This window comes from Streptomyces sp. NPDC085900 (assembly GCF_044540925.1).
GTDB lineage: Bacteria > Actinomycetota > Actinomycetes > Streptomycetales > Streptomycetaceae > Streptomyces > Streptomyces gilvifuscus.
Genome location: NZ_JBITSP010000015.1, coordinates 1 through 13,392, shown reverse-complemented (window position 1 = coordinate 13,392; position 13,392 = coordinate 1). Strand labels below are relative to the sequence as shown.

The following is a 13,392-nucleotide window of genomic DNA, read 5'->3' as shown; positions in this document are numbered from 1 at the left end:
GGGGGAGGTCGGCGACCGACCATGCACGTCACGCATCTGTCGCTGGCCGACTTCCGCTCGTACGCCCGGGTCGAGGTCCCGCTCGACCCGGGTGTCACCGCCTTCGTCGGCCCGAACGGGCAGGGCAAGACCAACCTGGTCGAGGCCGTCGGCTATCTCGCCACGCTCGGCAGCCACCGCGTCGCCTCCGACGCCCCCCTGGTGCGCATGGGCGCCGACCGGGCGGTCATCCGGGCGCAGGTCAGGCAGGGCGAGCGGCAGCAGCTGATCGAGCTGGAGCTCAACCCCGGCAAGTCCAACCGGGCCCGCATCAACAGGTCCTCGCAGGTCAAGCCCCGTGACGTGCTGGGCATCGTACGGACCGTGCTGTTCGCGCCTGAGGACCTGGCCCTGGTCAAGGGCGATCCCGGTGAGCGGCGGCGTTTCCTCGACGAACTGATCACCGCCCGCTCGCCGCGCATGGCCGGCGTGCGCTCCGACTACGAACGGGTCCTCAAGCAGCGCAACACCCTGCTGAAGAGCGCCGCGCTGGCCCGGCGCCACGGCGGCCGCTCCATGGACCTGTCCACGCTCGACGTGTGGGACCAGCATCTGGCGCGCGCGGGCGCGGAGTTGCTCGCCCAGCGCCTGGACCTGATCGCCGCGATCCAGCCGCTGGCCGACAAGGCGTACGAGCAACTGGCCCCCGGCGGCGGGCCGGTCGCCCTCGACTACAAGCCGTCGGCCCCCGGTGAGGCGCACACCAGGGAGGATCTGTACGAGCAGTTGATGGCGGCGCTCGCGGAGGCGCGCAAGGGCGAGATCGAACGTGGCGTCACCCTCGTGGGGCCGCACCGGGACGATCTGCTGCTGAAGCTGGGTCAGTTGCCCGCCAAGGGGTACGCGTCGCACGGCGAGTCCTGGTCGTACGCGCTGGCGTTGCGGCTGGCCTCGTACGACCTGCTGCGCGCGGAGGGCAACGAACCGGTGCTGGTCCTCGACGACGTCTTCGCCGAGCTGGACACGCGCCGCCGGGAGAGGCTGGCGGAGTTGGTCGCGCCCGGCGAGCAGGTGCTGGTGACGGCCGCGGTGGACGACGACGTACCGCACGTACTGAGCGGAACGCGGTACGCGGTGGCGGAGGGGACGGTGGAGCGCGTATGACGAACCAGGAGCCCACGCCCGACAAGCCCGCCGAACCCAGTGGCGTCGACCTCGCGCGCGTGGCGTTGCGCGCGGCGAAGGAAGCCGCACGCGCGCGTGGGGACGCCGCGCAGCAGAAGAAGCAGGCGCGGCGCGGCGGGCTGCGTTCCGGTGCCCGGGCCGACGGGCGCGACCCGATGGCGTTCGGTGCCGCGATCAACCGTCTGATCACCGAGCGCGGCTGGGAGGCGCCGGCCGCGGTGGGCGGTGTGATGGGGCGTTGGCCGCAGATCGTCGGTGAGGACGTGGCCAAGCACTGTGTGCCGGAGAAGTACGACGAGGACGAGCGGGTACTCATCGTGCGGTGCGACTCCACGGCCTGGGCGACGAATCTGCGGTTGCTCGCGCCGACCTTGGTGGCGCGTCTCAACGAGGATCTCGGGCACGGCCGGGTGCGGGTGATCAAGGTTCAGGGCCCCGGCGGTCCGGCCCGTCGCTACGGCCCGCTGCGCGCTCCCGGCAGCACCGGACCCGGCGATACGTACGGGTGACAGACCTCACATCCACAGGCTGTGGGCGGTCCCGTCGCACGGCGGTCGGCCGTGCCGTCGTACGAGCGCGCGCGGTCGCAAATCGGGACCTGACTCCCAAGTAGCCAAGGGTTGACAGCCAGAAGCGCTGAATGCCTCTGTGAGCCTCTTGGAGCCCCGCTCCGTATATGGGGACCCGGCGGAGACCGGTTGAGGGCGGCACATGCGGACTCAGGTACCGGCAAACCCCCATCACTGTCGGCGCTACCGGTAGACTGGAAGCCAATCCCGCCCCAGTCGTGGGGACGCCCGGGAAAAGCTGAGCAACGCTGATCAAGGCTTACCAACGCAACATGCCGCAGCCGCTCCGGCAACCTGCCGACGAGCCCGGCTCGTGCTGTGCCAGAAAGGGCGCTTCGTGGCCGATTCCGGCAACCCCAACGAGAACATCCCGTCCACCGACGCCGGCGAGAACGACGCGGTGACTTCGTCGAACGGCGAGGTCACCGCCTCGTACGACGCCAGCGCCATCACCGTCCTCGAAGGCCTGGACGCGGTCCGCAAGCGCCCCGGCATGTACATCGGCTCGACCGGTGAGCGAGGACTGCACCACCTCGTGTACGAGGTCGTCGACAACTCGGTCGACGAGGCACTGGCGGGTCACGCGGACACCATCGACGTGACGATCCTGGCCGACGGCGGTGTGCGCGTCGTAGACAACGGCCGCGGCATCCCGGTCGGCATCGTGCCCTCCGAGGGCAAGCCGGCCGTCGAGGTCGTGCTGACGGTGCTGCACGCGGGCGGCAAGTTCGGCGGCGGCGGCTACGCGGTCTCCGGCGGTCTGCACGGTGTGGGCGTCTCCGTCGTCAACGCCCTGTCCTCGAAGGTCTCCGTCGAGGTCAGGACCGACGGCCACCGCTGGACGCAGGACTACAAGATGGGCGTCCCGACGGCCCCGCTCGCCAAGCACGAGGCGATCGAGGAGACCGGCACGTCGGTCACCTTCTGGGCCGACGGCGACATCTTCGAGACCACCGAGTACTCCTTCGAGACGCTCTCGCGGCGCTTCCAGGAGATGGCGTTCCTCAACAAGGGTTTGACGATCAAACTCACGGACGAGCGCGAGTCGGCGAAGGCGACCACCGGGGCGGACGAGGCCGGAGCGGACGTCAAGGACGAGGTCAAGACCGTCACGTACCACTACGAGGGCGGCATCGTCGACTTCGTGAAGTACCTCAACTCCCGCAAGGGAGAGGTGGTGCACCCCACCGTCATCGACCTGGAGGCGGAGGACAAGGACAAGAGCCTGTCCCTCGAGGTCGCGATGCAGTGGAACAGCGGCTACAGCGAGGGCGTGTACTCCTTCGCCAACATCATCCACACGCACGAGGGCGGTACCCACGAAGAGGGCTTCCGCGCCGCGTTGACGAACCTGATCAACAAGTACGCGCGTGACAAGAAGCTGCTGCGGGAGAAGGACGACAACCTCACGGGCGACGACATCCGCGAGGGTCTGACCGCGATCATCTCGGTGAAGCTGAGCGAGCCTCAGTTCGAGGGCCAGACGAAGACCAAGCTGGGCAACACGGAGGCGAAGACCTTCGTGCAGAAGGCGGTCTACGAGCACCTCAACGACTGGCTGGACCGCAACCCGGTCGAGGCCGCGGACATCGTCCGCAAGGGCATCCAGGCGGCCACCGCGCGCGTGGCGGCCCGCAAGGCCCGCGACCTCACCCGCCGCAAGGGCCTGCTGGAGTCGGCGTCCCTGCCGGGCAAGCTGTCGGACTGCCAGTCCAACGACCCCACGAAGTGCGAAATCTTCATCGTCGAGGGTGACTCCGCCGGCGGCTCGGCCAAGTCCGGTCGTAACCCGCAGTACCAGGCGATCCTCCCGATCCGCGGCAAGATCCTCAACGTGGAGAAGGCGCGGATCGACAAGATCCTGCAGAACCAGGAGATCCAGGCGCTGATCTCGGCCTTCGGCACGGGTGTGCACGAGGACTTCGACATCGCGAAGCTCCGGTACCACAAGATCATCCTGATGGCGGACGCCGACGTCGACGGCCAGCACATCAGCACGCTGCTGCTGACCTTCCTGTTCCGCTTCATGCGGCCGCTGGTCGAGGCCGGGCACGTGTACCTGTCGCGCCCCCCGCTGTACAAGATCAAGTGGGGCCGGGACGACGTGGAGTACGCCTACTCGGACCGCGAGCGCGACGCGCTGATCGAGATGGGCCGCCAGCGCGGCAAGCGCGTCCGCGAGGACTCCATCCAGCGCTTCAAGGGCCTCGGCGAGATGAACGCCGAGGAGCTGCGCATCACGACCATGGACCAGGAGCACCGCGTCCTCGGCCAGGTCACCCTCGACGACGCCGCCCAGGCCGACGACCTGTTCTCGGTCCTCATGGGCGAGGACGTCGAGGCCCGGCGCCAGTTCATCCAGCGCAACGCCAAGGACGTCCGCTTCCTCGACATCTGAGTCGGTCTCAGCTGACCGCACCAGGAAGGATCTTCACCAGCAATGGCCGACGAGAACACTCCCGTCACCCCTGAAGAGGGCGGCGACCTCGCGATGCGTGTCGAGCCCGTCGGGCTCGAGACGGAGATGCAGCGCTCGTACCTGGACTACGCGATGTCCGTCATCGTGTCCCGTGCGCTGCCCGACGTCCGGGACGGTCTCAAGCCCGTCCACCGCCGCGTCCTGTACGCGATGTACGACGGCGGCTACCGCCCCGAGCGCGGCTTCTACAAGTGCGCGCGCGTGGTCGGCGACGTCATGGGCAACTACCACCCGCACGGCGACAGTTCGATCTACGACGCGCTGGTCCGTCTCGCGCAGCCGTGGTCGATGCGGATGCCGCTGGTGGACTCCAACGGCAACTTCGGCTCTCCGGGCAACGACCCGGCGGCGGCCATGCGCTACACCGAGTGCAAGATGGCGCCGCTGTCGATGGAGATGGTCCGTGACATCGACGAGGAGACCGTCGACTTCACGGACAACTACGACGGCCGCTCCCAGGAGCCGACCGTCCTGCCGGCCCGCTTCCCGAACCTGCTGATCAACGGCTCGGCCGGTATCGCGGTCGGCATGGCGACCAACATCCCGCCGCACAACCTGCGCGAGGTCGCGGCCGGCGCCCAGTGGTACCTGGAGAACCCGGAAGCCTCGCACGAGGAGCTGCTGGACGCGCTCATGGAGCGCATCAAGGGCCCCGACTTCCCGACCGGCGCGCTCGTCGTCGGCCGCAAGGGGATCGAGGAGGCCTACCGCACGGGCCGCGGCTCGATCACCATGCGCGCGGTCGTCGAGGTCGAGGAGATCCAGAACCGCCAGTGCCTGGTGGTCACGGAGCTGCCGTACCAGACCAACCCCGACAACCTCGCGCAGAAGATCGCCGACCTGGTCAAGGACGGCAAGATCGGCGGCATCGCGGACGTCCGCGACGAGACGTCCTCGCGCACCGGCCAGCGCCTGGTCATCGTGCTCAAGCGGGACGCGGTCGCCAAGGTCGTCCTGAACAACCTCTACAAGCACACGGACCTGCAGTCGAACTTCGGCGCCAACATGCTGGCGCTGGTCGACGGCGTCCCGCGCACGCTCTCCCTGGACGCGTTCATCCGCCACTGGGTGACGCACCAGATCGAGGTCATCGTCCGCCGTACGCGCTTCCGGCTGCGCAAGGCCGAGGAGCGCGCGCACATCCTGCGCGGCCTGCTGAAGGCCCTGGACGCCATCGACGAGGTCATCGCGCTGATCCGGCGCAGTGACACCGTCGAGATCGCGCGCGGGGGCCTGATGGAGCTCCTGGAGATCGACGAGATCCAGGCGAACGCCATCCTCGAGATGCAGCTGCGCCGACTGGCGGCCCTGGAGCGGCAGAAGATCGTCCAGGAGCACGACGAACTCCAGGCGAAGATCAACGAGTACAACGAGATCCTCGCCTCCCCGGTCCGCCAGCGCGGCATCGTCAGCGAGGAACTCGCCGCGATCGTCGAGAAGTACGGCGACGACCGCAAGACGAAGCTGGTGCCCTTCGACGGCGACATGTCCATCGAGGACCTCATCGCCGAGGAGGACATCGTCGTCACCGTCACCCGCGGCGGTTATGTCAAGCGCACCAAGACGGACGACTACCGGGCGCAGAAGCGCGGCGGCAAGGGCGTGCGCGGCGCGAAGCTGAAGGAAGACGACATCGTCGACCACTTCTTCGTCTCCACCACCCACCACTGGCTGCTGTTCTTCACCAACAAGGGCCGGGTGTACCGGGCGAAGGCGTACGAGCTTCCCGACGCCGGCCGTGACGCGCGCGGCCAGCACGTCGCGAACCTGCTGGCCTTCCAGCCGGACGAGGCGATCGCCGAGATCCTCGCGATCCGCGACTACGAGGCGGCGCCCTACCTGGTCCTGGCGACCAAGGGGGGTCTGGTGAAGAAGACGCCTCTGAAGGATTACGATTCGCCACGTTCCGGAGGCGTCATCGCGATCAACCTTCGTGAGACTGCGGACGGTTCCGACGACGAACTGATCGGAGCGGAGCTCGTATCGGCCGAGGACGATCTGCTTCTGATCAGCAAGAAGGCACAGTCGATCAGGTTCACCGCCACGGACGATGCTCTGCGTCCCATGGGCCGGGCCACCTCCGGTGTCAAGGGCATGAGTTTCCGCGAGGGCGATGAACTTCTGTCGATGAATGTTGTTCGACCCGGTACGTTCGTGTTCACTGCCACAGACGGCGGGTACGCGAAGCGGACCGCAGTCGACGAATACCGCGTCCAGGGTCGCGGAGGCCTCGGTATCAAGGCCGCCAAGATCGTGGAGGACCGCGGTTCGCTGGTCGGCGCGCTGGTGGTCGAGGAGACCGACGAGATCCTCGCCATCACGTTGTCGGGTGGTGTGATTCGTACGCGAGTCAACGAGGTCAGGGAGACGGGCCGTGACACCATGGGCGTCCAACTGATCAACCTGGGCAAGCGCGATGCCGTGGTCGGCATCGCACGTAACGCCGAGGCGGGGCGCGAGGCGGAGGAGGTCGACGGTGACGACACCGTGGACGAGACCGTCGAAGGGGCCGCGACCACAGGCACGGACGAGGGTGAGTCGCCCTCGGCCGAGTAGCACGAGGAGTGAGTCATCGTGAGCGGAGCCACGGGCGCCGGATCGCCCGGTACCTCGACGGGTACGGATGCGGACGGCGGCGGCCGTGGCTCCGCCGCGCGTGCGGCGGATCCGCACACGACCCAACTTCGCAAGGTCGAGGCGGACCCGACCAGTCCGCCCTCGGCCGACTCGCAGGGATCCCAAGGGGGAACCGTGACGGACACCCGAGGTCCGCAGACGCAGCAGTCGGCCGGCGCGGCCCCGCCCGTGCAGGGCGACCGGCCCACGGCGCAGCCCTCGGCGCAGGCCGCCCCGCCGCAGCAGGCGGCCTCCCCGCTCCCGGGTGAGCGGGGACCGCAGCAGCCGGCCGGGCCGTACCACCCGCCGCAGGCCTACCCCAACCCGGCGGCCGCGGGGCCGGAGCGGACCTCGACCGGTGCCGTACGCCGTCCCCGTACCGGCGCGCGCACCACTCCCCGCATCCGCAAGGCCCGTCTGCGGGTGGCCAAGGCCGACCCGTGGTCGGTGATGAAGATGAGCTTCCTGCTCTCCATCGCGCTGGGCATCTGCACGATCGTGGCCTCGGTGGTGCTGTGGATGGTCATGGACGCGATGGGTGTCTTCTCGTCGGTGGGCGGCACCATCTCGGAGGCGACCGGCTCCAACGAGTCGAACGGCTTCGATCTGCAGTCGTTCCTGTCGCTGCCGCACGTGCTGATGTTCGCCTCGATCATCGCGGTCATCGACGTCGTCCTCGCGACGGCGCTGGCGACGCTCGGCGCGTTCATCTACAACCTCTCCGCGGGCTTCGTCGGGGGCATCGAGCTGACGCTCGCCGAGGACGAGTGAGCCCTGACGGCTATCGATTTTGGGACTGCCCACGTCGTGCGCTAATCTTCAGGAGTCAGCGCGCGGGACACACACCGCAGAGCGCGGCGGGGCTATAGCTCAGTTGGTTAGAGCGCATCCCTGATAAGGATGAGGCCACAGGTTCAAATCCTGTTAGCCCCACCAGCGTGAAGGCCCCCGATCCGATGGATCGGGGGCCTTCAGCGTTGTGATCATGTGTGCCTAGACTCTGCGAATGACCTTGCAATGGGAACAGGTAATCGTTCACTCGGCGGACCCCGCGGCGCTGGGGCAGTGGTGGGCCGACGCTCTCGGCTGGGTCGTCGTCCACTCCTCCGATGACGAGTTCGAGATCCGCCCGGCGCCGGACCGTATGCCGGGTCTGGACTTCGTCCGGCTCGAGGAGGCCAAGCAGTCCAAGAGCCGGCTGCACCTCGACTTCAGGCCCGACGACCAGGCGGCCGAGGTGGCGCGCCTCGAGGCCCTCGGCGCGAAGCGCGTCGACATCGGCCAGGGCGACCAGTCGTGGATCGTCATGGCCGACCCCGAGGGCAACGAGTTCTGCATCCTCGGCCAACTGCGCCCCGAGAGCGCCTGAGCGCCCATGAAAAGACCCGACCGCTGGCGACGGGGGATGCACCAGCGGTCGGGCTATGGCCAAGGGTAACAAGGCCCGTTGTCCGGCGGGAGCCAACTGTTCGGCCGGAACCGAGAGTTGTGATCCGGATCACGAGGTTCCGCACGGAGGGTCGTAGGAGAGCCGCGGCAGGTACTCGTGCCACTTCCGGGGTGTCAGCACGCCTCGCGTGGTCGAGCAGATGCGGCGGATGGCCACGTCCACGTCGAGGTTCCACAGGCGGATCGTGTCGGAGCCGCTGGAGACGCCGAGCATGTGCGTGGAGGGGCTGAAGGCGAGGAAGTTGCCCGTCTTGGCGTTGGGGCTCATCGACTGGCCGATGGGGTCGGCGTCGGACGGGTCGCCGACGTTCCACAGGCGGACCGTGCTGTCGTTGCCTCCGCTGGCCAGGGTGCGGCCGTCCCGGCTGTAGGTCAGCGAGACGACCGCCTCGGAGTGGCCGGTGAGCGGGGAACCGGCGGCACGCGCGCCGCGGGGGTCGGTGACGTCCCACAGGCGGACCGTGTCGTCGTCGCTGCCGCTGGCCAGCGTATGGCCGTCGGGGCTGTAGGCGAGCGCGTTGACCGGGCCGAGGTGACCCCTGAGCGGCTTGCCCAGCAGTCTGGCGCGGGCCGGCTCCGTCACATCCCACAGCCGTACGGCGCCGTCCTCGCTGCCACCGGCGAGCGTACGGCCGTCCGGGGTGAAGGCGAGGGAGTCGATGAACCCCTTGGGGCCGGAGAGCGGCTTGCCGAGTGGTTTCACGTGAAACGGATCGGCCATGTCCCACAGCTGGATGGTGCGGTCGTCGTAGGGCGTCGCCAGAATGCGGCCGTCCGGGCTGAAGACGATGGCCTTCGGGCCCATGAAGCGGGTCTTCAGGCGGATGTCGGGTCCCGCGGGAGCCGAGTGGGCCGGGTCGCCGACGTTCCACAGGGCCACCGAGCGGTTGCCCGTCAGTACGGCGAGGGTGCGGCCGTCGGGGGAGAAGGCCGGGGAGCGGTCGCTGCCGTCCGCGGCCATGAACGGCTTGCCCAGCAGCGCGGGCCGGGATGCGCGGCGCACGTCCCACATGCGGATACGTCCGTCGCTCCCGGCGGTGGCCAGGACCTTGCCGTCCGGCCGGAAGGTGCCGCGGTGGCCGATCAGGTCCGAGGTCGGTATCGACCACAGGCGGACCTTGCTGTCGCCGCTGCCGGTGGCCAGGGTCTTGCCGTCGGGACTGAAGCCCAGGGCGTACATCTCGCCGCTGCCACCCGCCAGCGGCTCGCCCACCTGGGAGGGGTAGGCCGGGTCGCTGACGTTCCACAGACTGGCCGTGCTGTCGGCGCTGCCCGCGGCGAGCATCGTGCCGTCGTGGTTGAAGGCCACCGACCAGACGGGACCGGTGTGGCCGGTCAGCGGGGAGCCGAGGGGCTTGGCCCGGGCGGGATCGGCCACGTCCCACAGTCGTACGGTGTCGTCGACGCTGCCGCTGGCGAGGGTGTGGCCGTCGGGGCTGAACGCCACCGAGTGCACGGTGCCCGTGTGCCCGGTCAGGGCCGGGCCGGTCCGCTTCGGACGGTGCCGGTCGCTCACGTTCCAGAGCATGACCGTGTCGTCGTCGCCCCCGGCGGCGACGGTGCGGCCGTCGGGGCTGAAGGCGAGGGAGCGCACGGCGGCGGAGTGGCCGGTCAGCGTGGTGAGCGAGCGGGGCCGCTTGCCGGTCATGTCCCACAGCCGGACGGTGTGGTCCTCGTTCGCCGTGGCCAGGGTGCGGCCGTCCGGGCTGAAGGCGATCAGATAGATCGTGCCGTCGTGGCCGGTCAGGGGCGTGCCGAGCGGCCTGGGGCGGTGCGGGTCGTGGATGTCGTACAGCCGGACCGTGCCGTCGTCCGAGGCGCTGGCGAGGGTGTGGCCGTCGGGGCTGAAGACCGCGCTGCTGACCCAGCTGGTGTGGCCGCTCAGGGGCCCGCCCAGCGCCTTGGGGCGGGTGCGGTCGGCCACGTCCCACAGGCGCACCGTCCGGTCGCCGCTGGCGGTGGCGAGGAGGCGGCCGTCCGGGCTGAACGTTGTCAGGTAGACGGCGCCCGTGTGGCCGAGGAGAGGGGTGGCCAGCGGCGCGTTGACGATCGATATCAGCCGGCTGTCGGTACCGGCGTCGTCCGAGCGCAGCCGGTGGGCGACCAGGTCGAGCTGGGCCGACAGCGAGGGGTCCGTGTACTGCACCCGGTCCGCCTCCGCGAGCACCTGCTCGAACACGGCGTCGTCGCGCTGCTGCCAGGCGATCACGGCCGCTCCGCCGGCCACCACCGCCAGCGCGACCAGGGCCGCGACCGCGCCGCGACCGATCCAGACCATGCGCCGGCGCAGCCGGACCGAGGCGGCCAGGAACTCCACCGCGCCGCGGGTGAGGAACGTGTCACCCGCCGACTTCGCCCAGCTGTGGGCCTGTCCCAGCCTCGACCCCCGGTACAGCAGGGAGGAGTCGCGGCCCGACTCCTCCCAGGCCCGGCCGTCCTCCTCCAGCCGCTGGCGCAGCAGATGGTCCCCGCGGTCCTCGTCGATCCACTCGCGCAGCCGTGGCCAGGCGTGCAGCAGCGCCTCGTGGGTGATCTCCACGGTCTCCGCGTCCAGCGTCACCAGCCGCGCGCGGACCAGCGCCTCGAGGGACTCCTCCGTCTTGTCCGGGTCCGCCGACTCCTGGGCCAGCTGCCGCCGGGTCCCCCGCCTGCGGGTCGCCTGGGTGTCCTCGCCGAGCCGCACGAGCCGCAGCAGCAGCACCCGGGCCGCCGTACGGGCCGCCGGGTCCAGGCCCGACCAGGCGCGCTCGGCGGTCGCCGCCACCGCCCCCTGGATGCCGCCCGCGGCGCGATAGCCCGCGACCGTCAGCCGGCCCGCCTTGCGCCGCTGCCAGGTGGCGAGCAGGGCGTGCGACAGCAGCGGCAGCGCGCCGGCGTCGTGCGCCCCGCGGGGGCCGTCGGCGCTCACCTCCCGCACGATCAGCTCCGCGAGACCGGGTTCGAGTTCCAGACCCACGGCCTTGGCGGGGCCGGCCACCGCCTCGCGCAGCTCCGTGGCGGTCAGCGGGCCGAGCACCATGTGCCGGTGCTGGAGGGCGTCGGCGAGTTCGGGGTGGGCGAGGCACTGCTCGTAGAAGTCGGCGCGGATGCCGAGGACGACCAGCACCGGGGCGAGGGTGTCCGGTCCGGGGGGTGAGCACGCGGCGTGCAGGACCCTCACGAACGTACGCCTGGTCGTCTCGTCGGCGCAGAGGGTGAAGGTCTCCTCGAACTGGTCCACGATCAGCACCGGACGGGCCGCGGAGGGCGTCTCCCGCCGTGCCCACGCCGCGACGGCCTCCCGCACCGCGCCCGGCTGCGCGCCGGCGGCGACGGCCTCGGCGAGCTCGGGGATGCGGCGGGTCAGCTCACCGAGCGGGTCGGCGCCGGGCAGGAGGTGCAGCACGGGCTGCGGTTCGTTCTCGCTGCCCAGGGCACCGCCGCGGACCGCGTTGACCAGGCCGGCGTTCAGCAGGGAGGACTTCCCCGCGCCCGAGGCGCCGACCAGCATCACCAGGCCGCCGCTCTTCTCCGCCGCGCGCAACTGCTCGACCAGGGCCCGGGTGCTGCGCTCCCGGCCGAAGAACCAGCGGGCGTCCTCCTGGCGGTAGGAGGCCAGACCGCGGTACGGGCACACCCCGCCCTCGGCCGGCGGGGCCTCCTCCGCTTCCGTGGCCGCGGGGCGCTCGCCGGCCGGGTCGGCCACGGCGCGCTCCCACAGGCGCTGCCACTGCGCCATGTCGTACAGCCCGGCGGACACCGGCGTGGGCCGCGCGCGCCGCGCCTGCGGGATCAGGATGTGCAGGACCGCGGCGAGGGCGGCGAACTGCGCCGGTACGTTCTTCGCCCGTCGCCAGTCGCTGATCCGCTGCGCGGAGACCCGTACGGGCCGCCCCCGCTCGTCCATCCGCTGCAGCTGTACGACGGCCTCGGCCACGCGCGCGAGGGGAGGGTTGCCGGCCTCCTTGTAGAGCAGCGCGAGGCGCTCCGCGAAGGCTGTGCGTGCCCCTGTGTCGGAACGCAAGGCCTCCACTCCTTACTTCCCCTGCCGTTGAACATCCGGACCGGAAAACTCACCTTATACGCCTGACCTGCGGATTAAGGGTCCGGAACCAGACCGGAATCTCCTCGGTTCAAGCCACAACTGGCAGGATTCAGCGCTGTAGCGCGCCCGTCACGCTTCGTCCGCGCAGGCCATCGGCTCAGCGCCCGTCGGAGCCCGTCCGAGCCCGACCGATCCGTGGAGAGAGTCCCGGCAGGGCTGCTCTCACGCCGACCACGAGATCCGGTCCTTCCTCCTTCCGCGTCATTGCGGCGCGTGAGGAGGCTGCCCGCAGCGTTCGGCGCCGGTCCCCACGAGGGGAGGGACCGGAGCCGGACGACGCGGGTCTCGCTCGGGACGTACGAGGGCGCGGGGCGTGCCAGAGCGCAGGGCGTGCGAGAGCGCGGCGCGTGAAAAGCGCAGAGGCGCGCACTGGCCATCTGACGGGTCGTCAGTTATGGTCCCCCCTGCCGTGCAGCTTTCGAAGGGGTGAGCGCAAGTGCCGACACGTCCCCAGAGTCCGCAGCCGTCAGGAACTCCCCGCTGGGTCGCGATGGTCTACCGGCCGTCCTCCGAGGCCTGGGCCGTGTGCGCGGAATCCCCGCACCGCTCACCCGTGCAGTACGCGCTGGCAGAGATGGCGCACACGGTACGCGCGCGTGGGGGCGACCTTGAGGTCGCCCTGTGGGGCCCGAGAGCGGGAGCGTGGGAACGGTTCGACGCCTTCGCCGCTACGACGGCCACGGCGCCCGTGTCGGCGGCCGAGGCCTCTTCCGAGGCCGCTTCCGGGGCTTCTTCCAACGGCCCGGAGCGGCCCAGCAGGCTCACGGAACGCATGGACGGCCGGCGTCGGCAGGTGCTCGTGGCGGGCCTGGGCAAGGCGGGCGTGCACGAGCTCGGCCCGGACGACTTCGGCGCGGTGGAGGCTCTCGCCGAGCGGCTCGACGAGACGACCGTACGCAGGGTGGCCCACTGGCTGGCGCTGGCGGCGGGCCGGCGCTAGGTCGTGTCTTCAATTGATCTTGAGTAGTGGATCATGGTCGGGTGATACGTCGCCATGAACTGTCCGATGAGGAGTGGGAGTTCCTCCGTCC

General features: G+C 70.2%; 8 protein-coding genes and 1 tRNA gene. 8 read left to right on the top strand and 1 reads right to left on the bottom strand.

The window, feature by feature from the left end; all coding sequences use genetic code 11:
- Positions 1 to 21: 21 nt before the first annotated feature.
- From recF to ACIGDI_RS37320, 7 genes are all read left to right on the top strand, one after another.
- Positions 22 to 1,143: a DNA replication/repair protein RecF gene (gene recF, locus ACIGDI_RS37350; RefSeq protein ID WP_399906456.1), complete on the top strand. Its 1,122-nt coding sequence runs from the start codon at positions 22 to 24 to the stop codon at positions 1,141 to 1,143.
- On the top strand, positions 1,140 to 1,673 hold the full coding sequence (locus ACIGDI_RS37345; RefSeq protein WP_399906453.1) for a DUF721 domain-containing protein: 534 nt from the start codon (positions 1,140 to 1,142) through the stop codon (positions 1,671 to 1,673). The genes recF and ACIGDI_RS37345 overlap by 4 nt, the downstream gene beginning before the upstream one ends.
- 397 nt (positions 1,674 to 2,070) lie before the next feature.
- Positions 2,071 to 4,131, top strand: a complete 2,061-nt coding sequence (gene gyrB, locus ACIGDI_RS37340) for a DNA topoisomerase (ATP-hydrolyzing) subunit B (protein WP_399906450.1) — start codon at positions 2,071 to 2,073, stop codon at positions 4,129 to 4,131.
- A gap of 42 nt (positions 4,132 to 4,173) precedes the next feature.
- Positions 4,174 to 6,768: a DNA gyrase subunit A gene (gyrA, locus tag ACIGDI_RS37335; protein WP_399906447.1), complete on the top strand. Its 2,595-nt coding sequence runs from the start codon at positions 4,174 to 4,176 to the stop codon at positions 6,766 to 6,768.
- 18 nt (positions 6,769 to 6,786) lie between these two features.
- Positions 6,787 to 7,599 carry a DUF3566 domain-containing protein gene (locus tag ACIGDI_RS37330; protein WP_399906445.1) on the top strand — a complete coding sequence of 271 codons (813 nt, stop codon included), beginning with the start codon at positions 6,787 to 6,789 and terminating at the stop codon, positions 7,597 to 7,599.
- 88 nt (positions 7,600 to 7,687) lie between these two features.
- Positions 7,688 to 7,764 (top strand) — tRNA-Ile (locus ACIGDI_RS37325).
- 70 nt (positions 7,765 to 7,834) lie between these two features.
- A complete protein-coding gene (locus ACIGDI_RS37320; RefSeq protein ID WP_399906442.1) occupies positions 7,835 to 8,197 on the top strand; it encodes a VOC family protein in 363 nt (120 codons plus the stop codon).
- A 129-nt stretch (positions 8,198 to 8,326) separates the two neighbouring features.
- Here the strand turns inward: ACIGDI_RS37320 and ACIGDI_RS37315 are convergent, their stop codons facing one another.
- A complete protein-coding gene (locus ACIGDI_RS37315) occupies positions 8,327 to 12,289 on the bottom strand; it encodes an AAA family ATPase (protein ID WP_399906439.1) in 3,963 nt (1,320 codons plus the stop codon).
- 508 nt (positions 12,290 to 12,797) lie between these two features.
- On the opposite strand from ACIGDI_RS37315, the gene ACIGDI_RS37310 reads away from it, so the two are divergent.
- Positions 12,798 to 13,301, top strand: a complete 504-nt coding sequence (locus ACIGDI_RS37310; RefSeq protein WP_399906436.1) for a hypothetical protein — start codon at positions 12,798 to 12,800, stop codon at positions 13,299 to 13,301.
- Positions 13,302 to 13,392: the final 91 nt, after the last annotated feature.